The 22,114-nt window shown below is 72.8% G+C and carries 16 protein-coding genes, 1 tRNA gene and 1 riboswitch (1 of these 18 running past the window's edge); of the genes, 7 read left to right on the forward strand and 10 right to left on the reverse strand.

The features are described from left to right. Positions 1 to 11 precede the first annotated feature (11 nt). The 3 genes from I2W78_RS20700 to I2W78_RS20710 form a co-directional block, all read right to left on the reverse strand. Entirely contained in the window at positions 12 to 638 is a 627-nt protein-coding gene (locus I2W78_RS20700; RefSeq protein ID WP_196461763.1) for a hypothetical protein, read from the reverse strand. Positions 639 to 732: 94 nt separating this feature from the next. Next, positions 733 to 1,233, reverse strand: coding sequence for an RNA polymerase sigma factor (locus tag I2W78_RS20705; protein ID WP_196461764.1), 501 nt, complete (start codon positions 1,231 to 1,233; stop codon positions 733 to 735). A gap of 345 nt (positions 1,234 to 1,578) precedes the next feature. Further along, positions 1,579 to 1,839: a phosphopantetheine-binding protein gene (locus I2W78_RS20710; protein WP_196461765.1), complete on the reverse strand. Its 261-nt coding sequence runs from the start codon at positions 1,837 to 1,839 to the stop codon at positions 1,579 to 1,581. A 189-nt stretch (positions 1,840 to 2,028) separates the two neighbouring features. Here I2W78_RS20710 and I2W78_RS20715 point away from each other — a divergent pair. The 3 genes from I2W78_RS20715 to I2W78_RS20725 all read left to right on the forward strand — a co-directional run bounded on the left by I2W78_RS20715 (position 2,029) and on the right by I2W78_RS20725 (position 5,218). Further along, positions 2,029 to 2,102 (forward strand) — tRNA-Met (locus I2W78_RS20715). A gap of 586 nt (positions 2,103 to 2,688) precedes the next feature. Next, on the forward strand, positions 2,689 to 3,786 hold the full coding sequence (locus I2W78_RS20720) for a PP2C family protein-serine/threonine phosphatase (RefSeq protein WP_196464651.1): 1,098 nt from the start codon (positions 2,689 to 2,691) through the stop codon (positions 3,784 to 3,786). A 191-nt stretch (positions 3,787 to 3,977) separates the two neighbouring features. Further along, positions 3,978 to 4,157: riboswitch (cyclic di-AMP (ydaO/yuaA leader) on the forward strand. 11 nt (positions 4,158 to 4,168) lie between these two features. Then, positions 4,169 to 5,218, forward strand: a complete 1,050-nt coding sequence (locus tag I2W78_RS20725; protein WP_196461766.1) for a M23 family metallopeptidase — start codon at positions 4,169 to 4,171, stop codon at positions 5,216 to 5,218. A 90-nt stretch (positions 5,219 to 5,308) separates the two neighbouring features. On the opposite strand, the gene I2W78_RS20730 is transcribed toward I2W78_RS20725, so the two are convergent. The 4 genes from I2W78_RS20730 to I2W78_RS20745 all read right to left on the reverse strand — a co-directional run bounded on the left by I2W78_RS20730 (position 5,309) and on the right by I2W78_RS20745 (position 10,826). Further along, positions 5,309 to 6,619, reverse strand: coding sequence for a PrsW family intramembrane metalloprotease (locus I2W78_RS20730; protein ID WP_196461767.1), 1,311 nt, complete (start codon positions 6,617 to 6,619; stop codon positions 5,309 to 5,311). Between the two features lie 42 nt (positions 6,620 to 6,661). Next, on the reverse strand, positions 6,662 to 7,495 hold the full coding sequence (trmB, locus tag I2W78_RS20735; protein WP_196461768.1) for a tRNA (guanosine(46)-N7)-methyltransferase TrmB: 834 nt from the start codon (positions 7,493 to 7,495) through the stop codon (positions 6,662 to 6,664). A 494-nt stretch (positions 7,496 to 7,989) separates the two neighbouring features. Next, a complete protein-coding gene (lhgO, locus tag I2W78_RS20740) occupies positions 7,990 to 9,204 on the reverse strand; it encodes an L-2-hydroxyglutarate oxidase (RefSeq protein ID WP_374222687.1) in 1,215 nt (404 codons plus the stop codon). 197 nt (positions 9,205 to 9,401) lie between these two features. Next, the gene (locus I2W78_RS20745) at positions 9,402 to 10,826 is read right to left on the reverse strand and encodes an MFS transporter (protein ID WP_196461769.1); all 1,425 of its coding nucleotides are present in this window, start codon (positions 10,824 to 10,826) and stop codon (positions 9,402 to 9,404) included. A 745-nt stretch (positions 10,827 to 11,571) separates the two neighbouring features. Between I2W78_RS20745 and I2W78_RS20750 the strand changes: the two genes are divergently transcribed. Continuing rightward, entirely contained in the window at positions 11,572 to 13,662 is a 2,091-nt protein-coding gene (locus tag I2W78_RS20750; protein ID WP_196461770.1) for an asparagine synthase-related protein, read from the forward strand. Between the two features lie 3 nt (positions 13,663 to 13,665). Here I2W78_RS20750 and I2W78_RS20755 read toward each other — a convergent pair whose 3' ends face one another. Next, positions 13,666 to 15,648 (reverse strand): sigma-70 family RNA polymerase sigma factor, encoded by a 1,983-nt coding sequence (locus I2W78_RS20755; protein ID WP_196461771.1) that lies wholly within the window; start codon positions 15,646 to 15,648, stop codon positions 13,666 to 13,668. A gap of 228 nt (positions 15,649 to 15,876) precedes the next feature. Further along, positions 15,877 to 16,623, reverse strand: a complete 747-nt coding sequence (locus tag I2W78_RS20760) for a TetR/AcrR family transcriptional regulator (protein WP_196461772.1) — start codon at positions 16,621 to 16,623, stop codon at positions 15,877 to 15,879. Positions 16,624 to 17,028: 405 nt separating this feature from the next. Here I2W78_RS20760 and I2W78_RS20765 point away from each other — a divergent pair, with 405 nt between their 5' ends. Both I2W78_RS20765 and I2W78_RS20770 read left to right on the forward strand, forming a co-directional pair. Next, the gene (locus I2W78_RS20765; protein ID WP_196461773.1) at positions 17,029 to 18,396 is read left to right on the forward strand and encodes an NAD(P)/FAD-dependent oxidoreductase; all 1,368 of its coding nucleotides are present in this window, start codon (positions 17,029 to 17,031) and stop codon (positions 18,394 to 18,396) included. A 245-nt stretch (positions 18,397 to 18,641) separates the two neighbouring features. Then, on the forward strand, positions 18,642 to 20,282 hold the full coding sequence (locus I2W78_RS20770) for an ATP-binding SpoIIE family protein phosphatase (protein ID WP_196461774.1): 1,641 nt from the start codon (positions 18,642 to 18,644) through the stop codon (positions 20,280 to 20,282). A gap of 33 nt (positions 20,283 to 20,315) precedes the next feature. Here the strand turns inward: I2W78_RS20770 and I2W78_RS20775 are convergent, their stop codons facing one another. After that, a complete protein-coding gene (locus tag I2W78_RS20775; RefSeq protein WP_196464653.1) occupies positions 20,316 to 21,587 on the reverse strand; it encodes an MFS transporter in 1,272 nt (423 codons plus the stop codon). Between the two features lie 139 nt (positions 21,588 to 21,726). On the opposite strand from I2W78_RS20775, the gene I2W78_RS20780 reads away from it, so the two are divergent. Further along, positions 21,727 to 22,114, forward strand: partial view of a MarR family winged helix-turn-helix transcriptional regulator gene (locus tag I2W78_RS20780; protein ID WP_196461775.1) — the 5' portion only. Its footprint extends 161 nt past the window's final position; the window shows 388 of its 549 coding nt (coding positions 1–388); its start codon is at positions 21,727 to 21,729; its stop codon lies beyond the right edge, outside the window.

Genomic DNA, 22,114 nt, shown 5'->3' on the forward strand with positions numbered 1-22,114 from the left:
GTACGGCGCGGCTACGTCGCCTTGCGTGCCGTGGACGTGCGGCCGCCGCCGGTGGCGGCGCCGGTGAGTTGCTGAACGTTCTCCAGCACCTGCACGAGGTTGCCGACCAGCTCGGTGAGCTGGGCGATCTGCCGGGGCAGTTCGGCCAGGCCCTGGGCCATGTCCGCCGCCCCCGACACGGCTGAGGCGGCACCGCCGGCCACCTGCCCGAGCGCCCCGAGTGGACCACCCCCGGCGAGGGCGGCCAGCGGATTCGCGGCGCCCGCGGCGCCGGTGAGCGCGGCCAGCGGATTGGCGGCCCCGGCCGCTCCGGTCACCGCCGCGAGCGGGTTGCCCGCGGCGCCGGTCAGTGCGGCCAGTGGGTTGCCGGCACCGCCCGGCACGGCGGCGTTCGCGGCGCCCGCGAGGGCGGCCACCGGGTTGGCGACCCCGCCCAGGGCGGACAGCGCGCTCACCGTGCGCAGCACGTCACCGGGCAGCCCGGTCAGCGCCTGCACGGACTGCGCCGGGGTGAGCCATTCCAGGCCGTCCCGGTCGTCGCTCTTCCGGTCGAGAATTTCGTCGAAGGCCTTCTTCGTGCTGTCGGCGATGTCGCCGATGAAATCCTTGATGGTGTCCTGGGTGTTGTTCTTTCCCACGCTCACTGCCTTTCATCTCGCCGGTCCGCCGACATTCGGGAACCGTCCTCGCGGAATTTATGGAAGTGCCGGAAAAGGAAAACCACGGAACGTGCTAGGCCGCCGCCCCGTCCAGCGCACGCGCGCACATCAGCCGCAACCGCGCCCGCCCCCGGGTAAACGCACCCTCGGCCGCCTTGACCGAAATCTGATGCATACGCGCGAATTCCAGGGTGGAGATGCCCTGGACCCGGGCGAGCACCACCTGCCGCTCCCGGCCGCGCAGCAGGTCAACCTGCCCGAGGAGCCAGCGCCCGAAGTCCTGGTCGCACACGCCCTCGTCGGGCAGCTCGGGCACCCCCACCTGCACGGCCCGGCGCAGCAGCCGGTGGCGCCGCTCCTGCTCGCGGTAGTGATCGGCACACAGCCGCAGCGCGACCGAGGTGAGAAACGGCCCGATCCGCTCGCGGTCCAGGCTGCCGTGCGCGGCGGCCCGCAGCATGGCCTCATGGACACAGTCCTCGGCGTCCTGCGCGTTCGGCAGCCGGCGCCGGACCAGCCGCAGGAGCCTTTCCCGGTGCCCGGCGATCTCGGTCCAGGAAAATTCCCGGCCCACATCCTTGGATACCGGAATCTCGGTTGAGCCGTGAAGTTCTCCGGAGTAATTCAAGAAATCCCCCTCCGCCCGTCACCCGACAACTGTCCGCCCGGGGCCGGAGACAAACGGTCGCAATGGACGTCCACTCATCCGCATGAAACCGACCAAAAGCCCCGGCGCAGGCTTCCGTTTCGTGCTACAAATCGAGGGCGGAACCACCCGACGGCCCATTTTCTCAACGGGTTGGCCGACCGCTTATTACAGCGGAAACGTGCCGCCGTCACACAGAAACGTGCCATCACTGGGGAAAGCCTCACCACGGCGGTGCGGGGCGGGCTGATGGGGGGCGAGGACCGCGCGACGTCAGGACGCGTCGTGGAAGGCCAGGAAGGCGTCACCGAGGGTGGAGGCGGGGGAGAGGTCCAGCGCCTCGTCGGGCAGCCTGACGCCGAACTCCTCCTCCACGGCCACGACGAGTTCCAGCATGGCCGGCGAGTCCATGCCGAGGCTCTCGAAGGTCGCGTCGGCGGTCAGCCGACTCGGACTCACCGGCACTTCGAGGTGGTGGGCGATCAGCGCGACCAGCGGCTCGGGCAACCCGGTCCGTCCTGTGGCCTGGGGCATACGGAGTGCTCCTGTTCGTTCTCCGAGCCGTTCTTCCTGCCGTTCCTGACAAGAAGAACGCGCGACACGGACGACCGGCCACTGCTCGATCGGGTGGTCCACGAGAGCCGGAAAAGGCCGGTCAGTGGCGGCGGGCGGAAACGGTGGCGCGACCGGTCCCGCGCATGGCGTACACTGGTGTCACACCGACGCGGGGTGGAGCAGCTCGGTAGCTCGCTGGGCTCATAACCCAGAGGTCGCAGGTTCAAATCCTGTCCCCGCTACTGAAGGCCCGGGGCCGGAATCCAGATCATGGATTCCGGCCCCGAGTCGTTTCTACCCGGCCTCATCCGGTCGGCCCTTCCGACTGGTCCCGCACACCCACTCCGGGAACCCTGGACAGGTGCGGTGACCTGCGTGGTAGGAGACGACAGTGCGGCCTGCGGAGCCAGAAGGAGAGCGACCGCACGCCGGCCCCGGCGGCCGCGCCCCCGAGGACCCGAGCCGCGACACCGCCCCCGCCCACCCCAGCGACTCTCCCGCCTCCGGCCCTGACCGCTCAGGCGAATCTCCCGCCCCTGACGGCCGCGTCCCCGAGGAACCGAGCCGGGATACCGCCCCTGCCTCCGGCCGCTCCGGCGACTCTCCCGCCTCCGGCCCCGCCCGCCCCGGCGATTCCCGCGCCTCCGGCCGCCCCGGCGACTCTCCCGCCTCCGGCCGCCCCGGCGACTCTCCCGCCCCCGCCCGCCCCGGCGACTCCCCCACCCCCGCCCCCGCCCGCCCCGGCGACTCCCCCACCCCACCCGCCCCAGCAACCCCCCCACCCTCGCCCGCCCCGCACCCCCCGTACCGCCCCCCGAGGAACGGCCCATCTCCTACGCCCGCACCATCGTCCGCGCCCTCCCCGTCCTGCTTCTCCTCATCGGTGGCTGCTACGACTACTTCACCCCGCGCGGCTTCACCGCCGCTCCCTTCCTCACGGCCGCCCCGCTGATCGCCGCCCCGCTTCTCTCCCGCCGCGCCACCCTCCTCACCGGCGTCGCCGCCGTCGCCGTGGTGCTCGCGCTGCACATCCGGTACGGCACCCTGCCGCACGTCGACGCGTTCACCGAGACGCTCACCGTGGCCACGGTCGCCGCCCTCGCCGTGCTGATCAACGTGCTCGTCCGGCGCAGTCACGCCCGCCTCGACTCCGCCTGGGAGATCGCCGAGGCCGCCCAGCTGGCGGTGCTGCCGGAGCCGATGGAGCTGATCGGCGGGTTCGAGATCGCCGCGCGCTACGAGGCCGCGCAGGCGGACGCCTTCATCGGCGGCGATCTGTACGCGGTGCAGGACAGCCCGTACGGCGTACGGCTCGTGGTCGGGGACGTGCGCGGCAAGGGCATGGGGGCGGTGGCGGCGGTCGCGGTGGTCATCGGGGCGTTCCGCGAGGCCGCCGAGCACGAGACGACGCTGGAGGCGGTGGCGCAGCGGCTGGAGCGGGCGCTGACGCGCGAGGGCACCCGGCGCGACAGGATCGACGCCTTCGAGGGGTTCACCACCGCCGTACTCGCCGAGCTCCCGCACGACGACGGCGTCGTACGGATCCTCAACCGCGGCCATCCACCACCCCTGATGCTGTACGCGGACGGCACCGTGAGTCCGCTGCCCGCCCGGGACCCGGCGCTGCCGCTCGGCATGGGCGAACTGGGCGCCTGGCCGGACCGCGCGGAGGAGTCCCGCTTCCCGGGCGGGGCGACCCTGCTGCTGTACACCGACGGCCTGTCCGAGGCCCGTGACACGCGGGGCGCCTTCTACGACCCGGCGGTCCGGCTGGCCGGCCGGACCTTCGGCGGACCCGGCGAACTGCTGTGCGTGGTGGCCGAAGAAGTACGCAGGCACAGCGGCGGCGGCGCCACCGACGACATGGCTCTGCTCGCCGTCCGCCGACCGTCACCGGGGGTGAGCGAACGAACGCCCTCCGCATAACAACTGACATACAGTCAGATTCGGTTACGGTCCTGAACGGCGGTCAACTCGCCCGATTTTCGCCGTTCATGGCCTGTACGTCCTGGCAGAAAACGTTAATGATCAAGTGGAACAGCTTGGAAATCAGGCCCCGGTTCTATTAACGTCCGATAACGCAGCGCGGTCGTCCCAGCCGTCACAAGAGGCGGCTCCGTGCGCACGCGCCGAATCCCGCGCGAGGCCCTCACCGGCCACACAAGGGAACCGGGGAACCACCACCTTGGGGTGAATCGGGCGTAAGCCGCCGTACCAGTACGGCTTGTTTACGCGCGTAGGAGACCTTCCTGCTCCGAACCCGTCAGCTAACCCGGTAGGCGAGAAGGAAGGAAAGGAGTACGCCTACGTGGCGTCCAACCGGCCTGCCCCACAAGCCCCGTTCGTGCCGGACCAGCGCTCCGCCGACCGCACCGAGACGTTCGTCTACGGCGCACAGCGCACCGACGAGGGCCCGTGGGAGGAGTGGAACCCCACCGCGGAGACCATCCGTCCCGTACGCGGCCGGCATCGCGTCACCAAGCAGCGCGGCGGCGGACTCGCCCGCAGCTCCACGGTTCTCGGCGTCGGCGTCATAGCCGCGGTCGGCGCGGGCGGCATGGCCAGCGCGAACACCGGCAAGCCGCCGGTGTCGATCTCCATGCCCGACCTGCCCTCCGTCGGCGCGCTGATATCCGACGACGACTCCGGCTCCGCCGACACCAAGACCGCGACCGCCCCGCTCAGCAGCCTCGGCACGACCGCCGAGGACACCGCGGAGGGCACCACCGACGCCGGTGAGGCACTGCGCGCCCGCATCATCGCGCAGGCCGAGCAGCAGCAGGAGCAGGTCGAGACCAAGGCCGCCGCCGAGGCCGCGGCCGCCGCCGAGAAGGCCGCCGCCGAAGCCGCCGCCAAGGCGGAGAAGGAGGCCAAGGAGAAGGCCGCCGCCGCCAAGGCGAAGGCCGAGCAGGAGGCCCGCGAGAAGGCCGAGGCCGAGCGGCTCGCCGCACTGGCCAAGCAGTTCGCGCTGCCGACCTCCTCGTACACCATCACCTCCACCTTCGGCCAGGCCGGCGCCCTGTGGTCGTCCGGCTACCACACGGGCCTCGACTTCGCCGCGCCGAGCGGCACGCCCATCAAGGCCGTCCACAGCGGCACCATCACCGAGGCGGGCTGGAACGGGTCGTACGGCTACAAGACCGTGCTCACCCTCGACGACGGCACCGAGATCTGGTACGCCCACCAGTCCTCGATCGGCGTCAGCGTCGGCCAGAAGGTCGCCACCGGCGATGTGATCGGCCGCGTGGGCGCGACCGGCAACGTGACCGGGGCCCACCTGCACCTGGAGGTGCACACCGGCGGGTCCGGCGGGATCGACCCGCTGGCCTGGCTGCGGAGCAAGGGCCTCAACCCCTGAGACACGCTTCTCACGAACCCCGGCGGTCCTGACGGCAACCCCCCGACGTCAGGGCTGCCGGTTTCGGCTGTCCGAGGTTCTTCGCGCGTCCTACGAGCGGTACGGGTTGTACGCCGGGTAGGGCGCCGTCGGCCCCTGCATCGGTGCCCAGCCGTACACCGGCGGCATCATCACCGGCACCGGCGGCGCGGTCACCCGTGCCGCGTACTCCAGCGCGGGGCGGGCGATCTCGCGGCGGCTCCACAGCTCCTGGAGCAGCTCGCGTTCCCGTACGACGAAGTCCGCCCGGGCGCGGCCCCGGCGGCCCCGAGCCCGAAGGAAGGCCAGCGACGTGGCGTACGCCTCGTACTGCGCGACCGCCCGGGCGGCCGGCTTTCCGAGGTGGTGGCCGGCGTACTCGCGGGCCAGGCGGCGGGCCCGCATCGAGCCGAGGGTGAAGGGTTCGGCGGGCGCGAGCCAGCCGGCGACGACGTAGGCCGGGAGTTCCTCGCGGACGGTCCGCAGCTCCCGCTGCCGCGTCCAGATCACCAGCCAGGTGAGCAGCCCGAACGCGGGGACCATGAAGCCGCCGTACACCGCGAAGAAGCCGTAGCCGCCGAAGGTCGCCGAGCCGTTCCAGAAGGCGTGCATGCCCATCGCGAGCAGCAGCCCGGCCGGTGGCAGCAGCACGCGGCGCAGCCGCTGGCGCTCCCCGGCGAGCGCGGCGATGCCGAAGCCGATGCCGGTGAGCACGGTGAACAGGGGGTGCGCGAACGGCGACATGATGACCCGCACGAAGAAGGTCGCCGCGGTCACGGAGGCGATCCCGCTGTGGCCGGCCAGCTGGTCGGTGCCGAAGGCGGTGCCGAGGTAGAGGATGTTCTCGGTGAAGGCGAAGCCGGTGGCGGTGACGCCGGCTATGACGACGCCGTCGAGGATTCCGGTGAAGTCGCGGCGCCGGAAGAGGAAGAGCAGCAGGATCGCGGCCGCTTTCGCGGACTCCTCGACGATCGGGGCTATGACCGTGGCGCCCCAGGTGTCCGCGCTGGTCGGGTCGGCGGTCGCGGTGGCTATCCATCGGGTCGCGAAGCTGTTCGCGACGATCGCTATCAGCGCGGCCGCGCAGGCACCCCAGGCGAAGGCGAACAGCAGATTCCGCCAGGGGCCGGGCTCGACCCGGTCCAGCCAGCGGAAGGCGGCTATGAGCAGCGGTACGGGCAGGATCGCGAGGCCGAGACCGACCAGGAAGCCCTCGGTGCCGGTCTGTTCCCGGACCAGGGCGAGGATCACCAGCCCGGACAGCGCGAGCAACGTGATCAGCGCGCCGTACCGCACCCACCGCTTCTGCCACCAGTGCGCGTGCCGCAGGGTGCCGCCGGTGGGCATGCCGGGGTTCGTCGGGTACGGGGGACTGGTCGCCACGGCATTGACCCTAACGAGGGGAGGTGCGAACGAGGGAAGGTTTTACTGCTGCTGACCTGCGCGCCGGTCGTCGTGCGGTACGCGGCGGAAGAGCAGGTCGTTCACCACATGACCCTTGTCCAGCCCCTGCCCCTCGAAACGGGTGCGCGGGCGGAAGTGGGGGCGCGGCGCGAAACCACCGTCGGGCCGGGTGTTCTCGAAGGCGGGGTGCGCGGTGAGCACCTCCAGCATCTGCTCGGCGTACGGCTCCCAGTCGGTCGCGCAGTGCAGGATCGCGCCCGGCTTCAGGCGGCTCGCGGCGAGGGTGAGGAAGTCCGGCTGGATCAGGCGGCGCTTGTGGTGCCGCTTCTTGGGCCAGGGGTCGGGGAAGAAGACGCGCAGCCCGGCCAGGGAGTCGGGGGTGAGCATCTCGCGCAGCAGGATGATGGCGTCCCCGTTGGCCACGCGGACGTTGCTCAGGCCGCTCTGGTCGGCGAGGTTGAGCAGATTGCCCTGGCCGGGGGTGTGTACGTCCACGGCGAGGATGTTGGTGTCCGGGTCGGCGGCGGCCATCTGGGCGGTGGCCTCGCCCATGCCGAAGCCGATCTCCAGCACGACAGGGTTGTCGTTGCCGAACAGCTCGGCGAGGTCGAGGACCCGTCGCCCGTCGATGTCCAGCCCCCACTTGGGCCACAGCCGCTGCAACGCGTCCGCCTGCCCCGCGGTCACCCGGCTCCGCCGTGGCTGGAAACTCCGGATCCGCCGCTCGAAGTGCGAACCGGCGGGGTCCGCCTTGGGACCGTCCGGAAAGCGCGGCTCACCCTTGGCCCGCGTGTGGCGGATACCGCCGTCAGGGGTGGGGTGGGGGGCTTCGGGGGTGTTCAGGGAGTCAGACACAGTGGATTCGATTTTACGGCGTTCCCATCCGGACGGATCCGGGCACGGCCACCGAGGACGGGTGTGTGGGGGCTGCGGGTGAGCGTGCGCAGGCTGGGGGCGGGTGTGTGGGGGCTGCGGGCGGGCGTGCGGGGGATTCGGGTGCGGCCGCCGAGGATTGGCCTGCGGGGTCTGCGGGCGGGCGTGTGGGATCTGCGGGCGCGCGTGTGGGGTCTGCGGGTGAGCGTGCGCAGGCTGGGGGCGGGTGTGTGGGGGCTGCGGGCGGGCGTGCGGGGGATTCGGGTGCGGCCGCCGAGGATTGGCCTGCGGGGTCTGCGGACGGGCGTGTGGGATCTGTGGGCGCGCGTGTGGGGTCTGCGGGCGAGCGGGCAGCGGCTGCGGGCGCGCCTGCGGGGGCCGCGTGCGAGCAGGCGGGGGCTGTGGACGGGCCGGCGGAGGCTGCGTGCGAGCAGGCGGGAGCAGTGGACGGGGATGCGGCGGCTCTTGTACGAGGCTCATGCCCGGCCCAGGGCGGTCAGCGCGCGTCGGGCCACCTCCCGGCCGATCGGCAGGGAGGCCGTCGCCGCGGGGGACGGGGCGTTCAGGACGTGCACGGCCCGCGCGCCCTCGTGGATCAGGAAGTCGTCCACCAGCGTGCCGTCCCGGAGCACGGCCTGGGCCCGGACCCCGGCCGCCGTCGGCACCAGGTCCTCCTCCGTCACCGCCGGCAGCAGCCGCCGTACCGCCACCGTGAAGGCGGCCTTCGACACCGACCGCCACAGCTCCCCGCCGCCGTACCGCCAGTGCCGGCCCGCTATCCGCCACGCTCCGGGCCAGGCCAGCGTCCGGGCCAGCTCGCGGGGCCGGACCACGCCCCAGCCGTAGCCCTCGCGGGCGAGCGCCGGTACGGCGTTGGGGCCGACGTGCACGCCGCCGTCGATGCCGCGCGTGAGGTGCACGCCGAGGAACGGGAACGCCGGGTCGGGGACCGGATAGACCAGGCCACGCACCAGCTCGGGCCGCGCCAGCTCGTAGTACTCCCCCCGGAAGGGGATGATCCGCATGCCGGGATCGTCCCCGGTCAGCCGGGCGACCTCGTCGCAGTACAGCCCGGCGCAGTTCACCAGCACCCGCCCGCGCACCACGGCCCCGTCCGCCGTCCGCACGGCGACCCCCAGCTCCGGGCGCCGGTCGATGCGCAGCACCTCCGCGCCGTACCGGATCTCGGCGCCGGACGCCTCGGCCAGCTGTCGCGCGACCGCGACGAAGTCGCACACGCCGGTCGTCCCGACGTGTATCGCCGCGAGGCCCCGCACCTCCGGCTCGTACTCCGTGATCTGCGCGGCGACCAGCTCCCGTACCGGAATGCCGTTCTCCCGGCCGCGCTGCACGAGCGCGTGCAGCCGGGGCAGCTCCGAGCGCTCGGTGGCGACGATCAGCTTGCCGGTGACGGCGTGCGCGATGTCGTACTCCGCGCAGAACTTCACCATCTCGGCCGCGCCCCGCACCGCGTAGCGCGCCTTGAGCGAGCCGGGGCGGTAGTAGATCCCGCTGTGGATGACGCCGCTGTTGCGCCCCGTCTGGTGCCGGGCCGGCCCGGCCTCCTTCTCCAGCACGGTCACCCGCGTCCCCGGCGCGGCACGCGTGATCGCATACGCCGCCGACAGCCCGACGATCCCGCCGCCGATCACCAGCACGTCACAGTCGTAGCCGATCGCCCGCACCCGCACACCACCTCCCGCTTTCGATAGTGCACTGCGCCACTGACAACGAGCTCAAACCCGCACGCCCGTATGGGGCCGCAGGCCTCCACAGGGGCGCGGGGCCGCATCTATATGCGGCCCCGCCACGCGGGCGCGATCAACCACGAACCACCCGCAGCCCCAAGACCACAGCCCTGTGGAAACCGGCTCCACCCAGCGGAGCCCTACGCGGGAGCCATCAGCAACGGCCGAGCCCGCTCCCGCAACTCCACCACCCGCGGCTCGTCCCCGTACGGCTCCAGCCGATGCAGCAGATCCTTCACATACTCCGTGGTCCGCGCGGACGATATCCGCCCCGCGACCTCCACCGCCCGCACCCCCTGCTCGCACGCCGCATCGAGGTTCCCGGACTCCAGTTCGGCAACGGCGGACACGACAAGCCGCAGCCCGTGCGAGCGGACGAACTCCTCCGTCGGCTTCGACAGCGCCTGCTCGGTGAACCGCCGCACCTGCCGCGGCGCCTTCAGATCCCGGTAGCACTCGGCGGCGTCGGCGGCGAAACGGTCGTAGGAGTAGAAACCGAGCCAGGACGGGTCGTTGTCCCCGTCGCGGGACCGCTCCAGCCAGCCCTCCGCCGCCTTCAGGGCCGCTCCCGCGGCCTGGGCGTCACCCGCGCGCGCGTGTGCGCGTGCCTCGACGAGGCGGAAGAAGCTCATGGTGCGTGCGGTGGCAAGCCCCCGATTGCGCTCCAGCGCGGCCTGGGCGAGGTCGACGCCCTCGTCGCCGAAACCGCGGTAGGTCGCCTGGAGCGACATCGACGCCAGCACGTACCCCCCAAGGGGTACGTCGGCCGCCGCCCGAGCCAGCCGCAGCGCCTGGATGTAGTACCGCTGGGCGGCCTCCTGCTGCCCGGTGTCGAAGGCCATCCACCCGGCAAGGCGCGTCAGTTCGGCACTCGCCCCGAACAGTGCCCGCCCCACCTCGTCGGAGTACGAGCCGAGCAGCAGCGGCGCCGCCTCCACCCGCAGGCACTCCGGCACCATCGACGAACGCCAGTCGCCGCCGCCGTACTTGGAGTCCCAGCGCCTGGCGTCCTCGGCGGCCTCCCGCAGCTTCTGCACATCGCTGTGGCCGACTTTGATCGGTGCGCCGGAACCTTCCGCCGGGTTCGCCTCGCGCGCCACCGAGCTGTCGGCCGGGGTTATCAGCCACCGTGAGGCGGGCGTTGCGTATGCGCTCACTGCGAACGACCCGGCGAGCGACTGCCAGATGCCGCCGGAGCCGGCCCGGCGGCCGGCGAGGTCGAGGCGGTACAGCTCCGTCGCCGACCGCACCGCCTGCCCGACGTCCCGGGGGAAGGCGAGGCCGACCTCCGGCGCGGGGTCCGCGTCCGCCAGGCCGATCTCGTGCAGCGGCACCGGCCGGCCCAGCTTCTGGCCGATCGCGGCCGCGATGAGGTGCGGCGCGGCACCTTGCGGCACCATGCCCTTCGACACCCAGCGCGCCACCGACGTCTTGTCGTAGCGAAGCGTCAACCCGCGTTGGGCGCCAAGGTCGTTGACGCGCCGCGCGAGTCCCGCGTTGCTGATTCCCGCGAGGGCGAGAACGGCGCCGAGCTTTTCGTTCGGCCCGCGTTGCTCCCTGGACATGCGCCACCCCTCGACACAGACGGCTGCCGCGCTGGCATAACCACGCGGCATTCGTAAACCCAGCGTAGTTCGCCGGATCCCAAGCGTTAAGGGGCATTGTTCCGGATGGCGGGATTGTGGTCCGTACGGAAGTACGGTCCCGGTACGCACAGTTGTGGCGTGCTCCCGGTGTGTGGCCGTGCGCCCGTCCGTGCGCTCTTCTCCGGCCATCCCGGGAGCGATTCCATGGCTCTGCGTGGGTCGGCCCGCTGTACTGGACCAGTGGGCTGGGGGATACCGCCGCCTCAATCCCCGCGGGCGGTGGACCGGTCCGGGAGGCGTGTCCCGTCTCCCGGACCGTGCGCACCCGAAGTGGTGCGCTGAGCCTGTACGGAGCGTGCACGAAGCGTATGCACGTGCACTTGCCCGGAATCGATTTGGCCGAAAATCGACCCCGCCCCCTGTGGGTGATTACCGCGCCCACCACGGAGTTTGAGGGCGCGTTGGGGGTTTTCGGGGGGCGTATCAGGGGCGCATTCGCGTCGCAGTCGTCTTGTGGCAAGACGCTGTTGGGGCGGCCCGCAGGGCGTCATGCGGCGGATTCCGGGGTATCTCCGGGGTGGTTCGGGGTTGCGCGAGGCGGTGCGCGGGGCGCATTCGAGGGATCACAAGCGGCACCGCCGCCGCTCTGCGGCGCGTTCTTCGTGGCAGCATGGTGAACCGGTTCGTACGGTGCACTGGTTGTCCACAGCCTGTGGAGGCGTCGATGCGGTGGTTGGTGGGTTGGAGCAGCACCGCCGCGGGAGCCGCCGAGATCGGCTCGGCGGGGGCGACCGGTTACGACGGCGAGACCCTGCACCCGGTCGGCTCCCAACTCCTGTGGGGCGACCCGGATCCGCTGTGGGCGGTCGGCGACTGGCGCCCCGACGAGGTTCGGCTCGTCACGGCCGACGCACAGACCCGGATCGCGGTCCTCGGCACCTGCGGCGCCACCGACGAGGAGCTGCGGCTCGGGCTGTTCACCGCGCGCGGAGGGGCACTTCGGCATCTGACGGCCTGGCCCGGCAGCTACACGGCGGTCGTCCAGGTCGGCCGGCGCATCACCGTCTGCGGCGATCTGGCGGGCGCCAGGCCGGTGTTCCACACCCCTTGGGCGGGCGGCACCGCCTACGCGACCGCCGCGCTGCCGCTGGCCGACCTCATCGAGGCCAACCTCGACTTCGGGCACCTCGCCGCGCTGCTGGCCGCCCCCGACGTCCCCGCCGCGCTGCACGACTCCACCCCGTACGACGGCGTACGTCGCATTCCGCCGGGGCATGCGCTCATCCTGCGCGCCGGGGCGCGCGAGGTCGCCGGGTACGAGCCGGTGGCCTCCCTCGCCGTCGCCGCACCGCCCGCCGACCCCGACCGCGCGGTCGACGCCGTCCGCGACGCCCTCGTCGAGGCCGTACGCACCCGCCTCGCCGCCCCCCGGCACGTCCCCGGCGCCGACATCGACCCCGGGCCCGTCCCCGGCATGGGCCCCGCCGAACGACGTGCCGCGCGCGGGATGCCGGTGCCCGGCATCGGAGCGGACCTCTCGGGCGGGCCCGCCTCCGGCACGCTGGCGCTGCTCGCGGCGGGCTTGCCGGGCATGCCGGGCACCGTGCTGGGACACGGCACGGGCGCGGGGGAGCGGCTGCTGGCCGTCACCTTCAACGATCTGGCGGTCGGCGGCCGGGAGGCCGAGCTGGAGCGGGCGGGGGCACTGGCCGCCAACCCGCGCTTCCACCACGTGGTGGTGGCGGGCGGCGAGGAGACCCTGCCGTACGCCGACCTCGACGGCCCCCTGACCGACGAACCCGGCCCCAGTCTGGTCACCTCCGTCCGGCACCGGGCCCGGCTCGCCTCCGGCAGCGCGGACCACCTCACCGGGTACGGTGCACGCCAGGTGCTGGACGCCCATCCGGCCCGCCTCGCCGACCTGCTGTTGGACCGGCAAAGACGCCACCTCGTCCGGCCGGTGGCCGCCCTCGCCAAGGCCGACGGGTCCGTCCTGGTCCCCGCGCGCGTGTACGCGGCGGCACGACGGCTGGCGCGCACGCCCTACGGGTCGGGCCTGGAGAGCCTCGCCGAGCGGCTGCTGCAGAAGCGCTTCGAGGAACCCGGGGGCGCGGTCGGCGCCTCGCTCGCAGCACTGACCTGGGCCAGACCCGGCCCGGCGGCGCGCTGGCTGACCGGAGAGGCACTGGCTGAAGTATCGATTCGCTTGCAGGGGGCCACACATCGCTCCGGCGCCGGGCTCGGACCAGGTCAGCGGCCGGGCGACTTCCGCGCGCGGGCGGCGCTCGCCCGCACGGCGGCGGACATCCGCGTCCTGGAGCAGGCCGCCGAGATCCGCTTCCAGCGCCTGCACGCGCCGTTCCTCGACAACCAGGTCGTCCGGGCCTGCCGCGCCCTGCCGGAGGCCCTGCGGGTCCAGCCCGGCGCCCGCGCGGCGATCCTGCGAACGGTCCTGCAAGGGGCGGGCATCACCGACCTCCCGCCCGGCTGGGGTGCCCCCTCCCACGCACCGGCGGCCGCCGCCGCGCGGGCCGGCCTCAGGGTGGCGGTCGACTCCCTGATGGCACTGTTCGACACGCCCCTGCTGGCGGAGGCGGGCCTGGTCGAGGCACGCGTCGTACGCAAGGCGCTGCGCGCGGCCACCCAGGGCGAACCGCTGCCCCTGGACGGCCTGGCGGACCTGGTCTCCCTGGAGCTGTGGCTACGACGTCTGCTGGCCCGGCGGGGCACCTGCTGGACCGGGACACCCGCACGCGCGCGTGCGGTGCCCGCGGGGATCACGCCGAGACGCGGGGCGCTGGCGTCCGGCGGATGACCGTCACGTACACGTGAACCGGGACTCCGCCCAGTCCGCCACGGCCACGTGGTCGAAGGGGCTGTGCGGTGCCACGACCAGGCGCACGGTCCGGTGCCCGGTGAGGTCCACGTGCACCGGTGTCGCCGCCTCCCCGCCCCTGACCGGGCCCGACTCCCAGAGCCGGGTGCCGTCGGCGTGGACGGAGAAGTGGACCTTGCCCAGGCCCAGCGTCGAGTCGTCGATCCCCACCAGGGCGTCGTACGACGTGCACGCGCGATTGAGGTCGACGGTGACGGACGAGCGGGCGTGGACACTGACCCCGCGCGCGTACGTCGTCCCGCCGATCGACAGGCCGTAGCGCTGCCAGACCCAGCTGCTGCCGCTCAGCCGCAGTTCGGGCTCGGTGCCGTCGCCCGTGACGTCGTAGGAGAGCTCGTTGAGCTGGTAGGAGACGGGCGGCGGGGGAGTCGGTGTCGGGGGCGGCGTGGGCGTTGGCGTGGGGGTCGGCGTCGGCCGGGGTGTCGGGGTCGGCTTCGGGGTGGGTGTGGAGGTTGGCGTCGGGGTCGGTGACGGGGTGGGCGTCGGGGTCGCGTTGGCCGCCGGGATGACGGGGGGCGCGGCCGGGGGCTCGGGGGTCGATTCCGAGGGAGTGGGGGCGGGGGGTTCCGGCTGGGCGGCCGGGGCCGATGCGGGGGGCTTGGCCGACGGCTTCTTCTCCTCGGCCGGCTCGTCGTTGCCGACCAGGGCGATGGCCACTACAGCGATCGCCGTGGCCGCCACGCCGGCCGCGATCCCGGCCTTCACCGGCGCGCCCAGGCCCTCCGACGCCGCCGCGCCGCCCCCGCCGCTCGCCCCACCGGACGAGCCACCTGCCGCCGAGGTGGCCCCACCGCCGGCCCCGCCGGACGAGCCACCCGCCGCCGCGCCGCTCGCCCCGCCGGACGAGCCACCCGCCGCCGCGCCGCTCGCCCCGCCGGACGAGCCACCCGCCGCCGCGCCACCCGCCGCCGAGGCGGCACCCGCCGCGCCCGCCGCCCCCGCTCCGGCACCGCCCGCGACGATCCCGGCCACCTTGGCGTACCCGGCGGCCCCGAACCAGCCGATGACCGCGACCGGCACGACCGCGGGGATGCTGCTCGCGAGGTCCTCGATCTGGCCGGCGGCCAGCCGGCACCTGGCGCACTCCTCCAGGTGCTTGCGCAGCCCCCGCTCGGCGCGCGTGCGCAGCCTGCGGCGGGCGTAGGTGCCGAGCTGGTCGGCGTAGCGGGCGCACTCCTCGTCGCTGGTGAGCGCGGCGCTGACATGGGCCTGGAGGTAGGCCTGCTTGAGGCCCTCCCGGGCCCGGCTGGCGAGTACGCGCGTGCCGTTGGCGTCGAGCCCGAAGAGCGTGGCGACCTCGCTCGGCGACTCGTCCTCGACCTCGGTGTGCCACAGCACGGCCTGCCAGCGCTCCGGCAGCGAGCGGAACGCCCGCATCGCCAGGGACTGCTCGGCCGCGTGCATGGCGCGTACGTCCGCGCCCAGGTCCAGGGTGTCGGTGTCGGACACCTCCGAGGCGCGGGCGGACTGGGCGGCGAACACCGCGAAGTCGTCGACCAGTTGCTCGCGTTTGGTGGAGTTCGACCAGTTCGCGGCCACGCGCCGGACGGTGGTGAGCAGATATGCCCGTACGGCGTGCTCGGGGCCGTGGCCGCCGCGTACCGCCTGCAGCACGCGGGCGAAGACCTCGGCGGTGAGGTCGTCGGCGGTGTGCGGGTCGCGGCAGCACGTGCGCGCGTACCGGCGTACGGCCTGCGCGTGGCGGCGGTACAGCTCCTCGTATGCCGTGTCGTCGCCCGCGCGCATCCGGCCGATCAACTCGGCGTCGGACGACGGCAGCTCGACCGGTGGCGGCAGGACGCTGTCCTCCCGCCGGTCGCGCTGTGCCGGCACCTGGGGCGCGGTCAGGCCGTTGGCCTCGCCGCCCTCGTCACCGAGTGACTCGTCCCGCCCGTCAACGCTCATCGCGGAAAGCCCCCGCCGCCTGCCCAACCAGTCCCGAACAGGGGCCAGGTTGCCATATTGGCTTTTGTTCAGGAGGTGGTCGTACCGACCATCCACCCGTCCGTGGGGGCCTGTCGTGAGCCAGTGCTAGTGCTCAGTTGTACGGATCAGGCGACAACAGGCCACCTAGGGACACCGGGTTGGGCAGGAGCGGGCAAGGCGTGGGCGGCGCGGCGCCCACGCCCACCGTCACGCCGGCCGCGACCGCAGGCCCTCCAGGAGGATGTCCAGCAGCCGTGCCGAGGCCGCCGCCTGCTGCGCCGCGTCCGGCAGCGAGGGTGCCGCCGTCGCGATCACCAGCAGGACGTCCGAGACCGACACGTCCGGCCGCAGTTCGCCCGCCGCGCGCGCCCGCTCCACGAGCTGGCCCACGACGTCGAGCAGCACCGCCGCACCGGCGTCGTCCCCGGCCGACGCGGGCGCCTGCGCCACCAGCCGCAGCTCACCGCCGCCCGGCTGCGTCCGCTGCTGCGGCACCCGCGCCTCGTCGGGCTCGCCGTCCTCGGCGACACCGACCCGCAGCACCTGCGGCGGCAGCAGCCGCCCGGCGCCGGACGCCACCGACGTGCGCAGGAAGCGCGACAGGGCCGACCACGGCTCGTCCTCCTGACCGAGCGCCGCCCGGGCCTGGTCGGTGAGCCGGGAGGTCTCCTCCTCGGCTATCCGCCGCACCAGGACGTCCTTGCTCGGGAAGCGCCGGTACACCGTGCCGACGCCGACCCGCGCGCGGCGTGCCACGTCCTCCATCGGCGCGCCGTACCCCAGCTCGCCGAAGACCTCGCGGGCGGCCCGCAGTACGTGTTCGAGGTTGCGCTGTGCGTCCACTCGCAGCGGCGCGGTCCGCGGGCCGTCCCCGCGTCCGTTGCCCGCCGCCGCGACCGCGCCACCAGGTGCGATGGCAGACGCGGAAGACCAACGAGAGTCCTGAATGTGCATACGAATTCCCCCGGTAATGACGTCTCCCCCCGGAGACACTCCCCGCCACTGCTAGCCGGAGCGCGGGGAACAGGCCCCTACCGCGAGCCGACCCGCCGGGCCCCCGGGCCCGCCCGTCGCGAACCCCGAGAACCGACGAGCGCATCCCCCTACACCCCGTCGACACACGAACATAGTTGAGAGACAGTCAATTCAGAAGGGGCAGGTTCCGCACGGAGCGCCCCCCGATCGGAGTACGGGTCGTATACGTCCCGATTGTGCCGCCCTACCTCACCCGGCCTACACCACCTGACCTGCGCGGCTCTCCTCCACCTGGTCGTTTCGGCCAACCATGGGCGCGCTCCCAGTCCGGTCACACAAATTGTCGGGGCTGTGGACAAACGCAAGCGCCGGGTGCGTCATGGGATGGTGAAGGAACGTGCGCGCATTCTCGTTGTCGGCGGCGGCTACGTCGGGATGTACACGGCCCTGTGCCTGCAGCGGAAGCTGAGGCGGGAACTCAGGCGGGGCCAGGTCGAGATCACGGTCGTCACACCCGACCCCTACATGACGTACCAGCCGTTCCTCCCCGAGGCGGCCGCCGGTTCCATCTCCCCGCGCCATGTCGTCGTACCGCTGCGCCGCGTCCTGCCCGACTGCCGGGTGATCGTCGGCGAGGTGCGCTCCGTTCAGCACGCCAAGCGCCTCGCGACCGTCACCACCCTCGCCACCGAGGAGGAGGGCACGGGCGCCGAGCAGCTCTCGTACGACGAACTGGTCCTCGCCCCCGGCACCATCGCGCGCACGCTGCCCGTCCCCGGTCTCGCCGACCACGGCATCGGCTTCAAGACCGTCGAGGAGGCCATCGGCCTGCGCAACCACGTCATCGAACAGATGGACATCGCCTCCTCCACCCGCGATCCCGCGATCCGCGACGCGGCCCTCACCTTCGTCTTCGTCGGCGGCGGCTACGCCGGCGTCGAGGCGCTCGGCGAGCTGGAGGACATGGCCCGCTACACCACGCGCTACTACCACAACATCCGCCCCGAGGACCTGAAGTGGATCCTCGTCGAGGCCTCCGGCCGCATCCTGCCCGAGGTCGGCGAGGAACTCGGCCGCTACACGGTCACCGAACTGCGCCGCCGCAACATCCAGGTCCTTCTTCAGACCCGCCTGGAGTCCTGCGCCGACCGGGTGGCGGTCCTCAGCGACGGACAGCGCTTCCCCACGCGTACGGTCGTCTGGACGGCCGGCGTCAAACCCCATCCGCTGCTCGCCGCCACCGACCTGCCGCGCACCGGACGGGGCCGCCTGAAGTGCACCCCGGAGCTGGCGGTCGAGGGGCACGCGCACGCGTGGGCCGCGGGTGACGCCGCCGCCGTCCCCGATGTCACCGCAGGCGCGCCTGACACGGAGTGCGCCCCCAACGCACAACACGCGCTCCGCCAGGCGAAGGTCCTCGGCGACAACATCGTCCACTCCCTGCGCGGCGAGCCCCTCCAGACGTACGCCCACAAGTACGTCGGCTCGGTCGCCTCCCTCGGACTGCACAAGGGCGTCGCCCACGTCTACGGGCGCAAACTGAAGGGCTACCCCGCGTGGTTCATGCACCGGGCCTACCACCTGAGCAGGGTGCCGACCTTCAACCGCAAGGCGCGCGTGCTCGCCGAATGGATCCTCTCCGGCCTCTTCAAACGGGAGATCGTCTCCCTGGGTTCACTCGAACATCCCCGTGCGGAGTTCGAACTCGCGGCCGGTGGAAAGCCTCCTTACGACCCGAAGGGGTCGACCTGACCATCCCGAGGAACTCCTACGGCCACCCCGGCGTCTGACGGATGTCGGCCCGGTCGGCCACACTGCCAGACTGGTCCGCGCGTCAGGGCGGGCCGCCGCCCACCCTGCTCACCGAACCCACGAGGCTTTTCCCAAGTGCTGCACTTCCCAGGGGTCGTACCAAGGCACGGCCACCGCCGCGCCACCCCCGGGGGACCGGGCCGGGTCCGGAGCCGGTCGACGACCACTACACGAGGCAAGGATTCGTGAACTTCACGCGCTGGAGCGCCCGGCTCCCCGGAACGCAGCGCCGCGCCGCCGCGCGGACCGACCAGACGGTCACCCCGGACCGTCGAGGGGACGGCTCCGTCCCCGCGGCCCGCGCCGAACAACTGACCGACGACCCACCGTCGACCCCCGCCGTCGACGAACTGCCGGTACGCGAGGTCCTCGAACGCGTCCCGGCACTCGTCGCCCTCGTCCACGGCCCCGACCACCGCCTCGCCTACGTCAACGACGCCTACGCCACGGCCTTCGGCGGCCGCCCGCCGGGCGAACCGGCCGGCGAGGCCCTCCCCGAACTCCGCGACCTGGGCCTGCTGCCCCTCCTCGATCAGGTCCTGCGCAGCGGCAAGCCCCGCACGGTCAAGTCCCGCAAGGCCCCCGACGGCCGCTCCTACACCTTCACCTGCACCCCCGTCGCCGACGGAGCCGGCGACGGCGTCCTGATCTTCGCCACCGACGTCACCGACCACGCCGAGGCCGCAGAACGCCTCAGAGCCAGCGAACGCCGCCAGCGCGAGACGGCCGTCACCCTCCAGAGGTCACTGCTCCCCCAAGAGCTCGAACAACCGGACGACCTGCGCATCGCCGTCGCCTACCAGCCGGGTGGCACGGAGGCCGCGGTCGGCGGCGACTGGTACGACGTGATCACCCTCGGCGGCGGCCGCACGGCCCTGGTCATCGGCGACGTCATGGGCCGAGGCGTCCGCGCGGCAGCGGTCATGGGCCAGCTGCGCACGGCGGTGCGGGCCTACGCCCGTCTGGACCTCCCCCCGCACGAGGTACTGCAACTGCTGGACGGCCTGGCGACGGAGATCGACGCCAACCAGATCGCCACCTGCGTGTACGCCGTCCACGACCCGAACGAGGGCCGGCTGGTGTACGCCTCCGCCGGCCACCTCCCCATCCTCGTCCGCGACGAGAACGGCACGGTCCTGCGCGCCGACGAACCCACCGGCCCACCCCTCGGCACCGGCGGCTGGATGCACGCCTCGGGCTCGGTGCCGCTCACCCCCGGCTCCATGGCCGTGCTCTACACGGACGGCCTGGTCGAACGCCGGGACGCCGACCTCGACGAGGGCATCGAGGCCCTCCGGCACGCCCTCGCCGGCGCCACCGGCACCCCGCAGGTGATCTGCGACCGCCTGCTCCGCTCGGCAGGCGTCACCGCCGACCACGACGACGACGTGGCCGTCCTGGTCCTCCAGCACCCGGCCCGCACCGGCGCCGACAGCGAACTCTTCCGCAACGCCGCGCTGGAACTCCTCGGCGGCGTGGAAGCGGCCCCACGCGCGCGTGCGTTCGCCTCCGGCGTCCTCACCAGCTGGCGCTTCCCGGCCGACCTGCACGACCTGGGCGTCCTGGCCGCCAGCGAACTGGTCGCCAACTCCCTCCAGCACGGCACCCCACCCATGCGCCTCCGCCTCCGCCGCACCGACCGGCGCCTGATCATCGAGGTCACCGACGGCGACGACCACCTCCCTCGCCGCCGCCGCGCGGAACCGGGCGACGAGTCGGGCCGCGGCATCGCGATCGTGGCGACGATCGCCTCGGCCTGGGGCTGCCGGAGAACACCGGGCGGCGGCAAGGCGGTGTGGTGCGAGTTCGCGCTGCCGAACAAGTAAGGGGACGCAGCGGCGCGGCCGCGGGCCCTACGGTTACGCGTCCGCCGGCACCGGCTCCGCAGCCCCGCCGCGCGTCACAACCCGGCTCCGCGCCGACCACGGCCGGTCCTGCGCCTCGGTCAGCCGCCGCCCCAGCCGCAGGGCGAGGACGCTGATCCCCAACGAGAACAGCAGGAACGTCACGATGTACGGCGCGTGCAGCGAGGCCCCCATGGGCCCGCCCACCGCCGGCCCGACGGCCAGCGCCAGCTGCTTCACCAGCGCGAAGGCGGAGTTGTACTGCCCCGCCATCCCACTGGGCGCGAGATCCGCGACCAGCGGCGCCACGGTGGGCGACAACATCGCCTCACCCAGCCCGAACAGCGCGTACGTCGAGATGAAGGCGGCCGTCGCCATCTCCTGACTGCCGTGCCCCAGCCCGGCGTACCCCGCCGCGACCCAGGCCACCGCCCAGATCAGCCCGACAGCGGCGATCACGCGCGACCGCCGACGCCGCTCGACGAACCTCAGCACCAGGAACTGCGCCACGACGATCATCGCCGTGTTGGCGGCCAGCGCCGTCCCCAGCGCGGACGTGGAGATCCCGGCAGCCTCGACGCCGTACGCGCTGAGCCCCGACTCGAACTGCCCGTAGCAGGCGAAGAACAGCACGAACCCGAGCACACACAGCTGCACCATCGCCCGGTTCCCCAGCAACTGCTTCCAGCTGCCCTTGGCGGACGCCGCCGGCGCATCCCCGATCCGCGGAGAGCGCGGCATCCGCACGGTCACCATCACCACGACCAGCAGCAGGAACATCGCCGCCTCGATCGCGAACAGCAGCGTGAACGACGACACCCGGGTCGCGTCCACGAGGTGGCCCCCGATGAGCCCGCCGACGCCGAGCCCCAGGTTCTGCAGAAAGAACTGCATCGCGAACGCCCGCGACCGGGTCTCCGCCGACGAGCAGTCCACGATCATCGTCGCCAGCGCCGGCTGCATCACGGCCTGCCCGGCACCCAGCGCCGCCGCCGACAGCAGTACGGCGGTCGCGTTGCCCGCGAGCCCCAGGCTCAGCGCGCCGATCGCGGCGGTGACCAGGGCGGCGAGCAGCACCGGCAGCGGGCCGCGCCGGACGATGGCCCGCCCGGCGAACGGCAGCACGATCAGCGCGGCCACGGCGAAGACGGCGAGGACGAGCCCCGCCGTCATGGCTCCCAGCCCCCGCACCTGCGCCACATAGACGTACAGGTAGGGGACGGTGAAGCCGAGCCCGAAGGCGCTGAGTGCGTTACCCACGTGGATCCGGCGCATCGCTGCGCCCATCGCCCTGGTCACGTTCACCTCTCTCAAGACCGTGAAGTCTTCAGGGGTTAGACCTGAAGACTTCGAAACTAAACTTCGAAGCTAAAGAGTACATACAGAAGGACTTCAACGCCAACGGACCCCGTGCCATACTCGCCCCATGGGCGACACCCCCGGCGTCACTGAGCCGACCCTCGAAGAACAGATCGCCGCCTACCAGCGCGAGTTCCAGGACCTCGACCCGCAGGTCGAGAAGATCGTCTCGGCGCTGTCCCGGCTGAACCGCCGTATGAACGTCGCCTACGGCCGCCAGACCGCCGCGCTGGGCATCAGCAACGCCGACTGGGAGGTCCTCAAGGCCCTCGTCCTCTCCGGCGCCCCGTATCGCATGGGCCCCAGCGACCTCGCCAAGCGGCTCGGCCTCACGCCGGCCGCGATGACCCACCGGATCGACCGCATGGTCGCCGAGGGACTGGTGACCCGGGAGCGGGACGAGAGCAACCGCGTACGGGTGATCGTGGAGCTGACGTCGGAGGGCCGCGAGAAGT

It is taken from the genome of Streptomyces spinoverrucosus (assembly GCF_015712165.1).
Lineage (GTDB): Bacteria > Actinomycetota > Actinomycetes > Streptomycetales > Streptomycetaceae > Streptomyces > Streptomyces spinoverrucosus_A.

Coding starts and splice junctions, on each gene's coding strand:
- I2W78_RS20710 (WP_196461765.1), bottom strand. CDS start 1,839: ATGCCCCAGGCCACAGGACGGACCGGGTTGCCCGAGCCGCTGGTCGCG.
- I2W78_RS20745 (WP_196461769.1), bottom strand. CDS start 10,826: ATGTCCAGGGAGCAACGCGGGCCGAACGAAAAGCTCGGCGCCGTTCTC.
- I2W78_RS20750 (WP_196461770.1), top strand. CDS start 11,572: ATGCGGTGGTTGGTGGGTTGGAGCAGCACCGCCGCGGGAGCCGCCGAG.
- I2W78_RS20755 (WP_196461771.1), bottom strand. CDS start 15,648: ATGAGCGTTGACGGGCGGGACGAGTCACTCGGTGACGAGGGCGGCGAG.
- I2W78_RS20760 (WP_196461772.1), bottom strand. CDS start 16,623: ATGCACATTCAGGACTCTCGTTGGTCTTCCGCGTCTGCCATCGCACCT.
- I2W78_RS20765 (WP_196461773.1), top strand. CDS start 17,029: ATGGTGAAGGAACGTGCGCGCATTCTCGTTGTCGGCGGCGGCTACGTC.
- I2W78_RS20775 (WP_196464653.1), bottom strand. CDS start 21,587: ATGGGCGCAGCGATGCGCCGGATCCACGTGGGTAACGCACTCAGCGCC.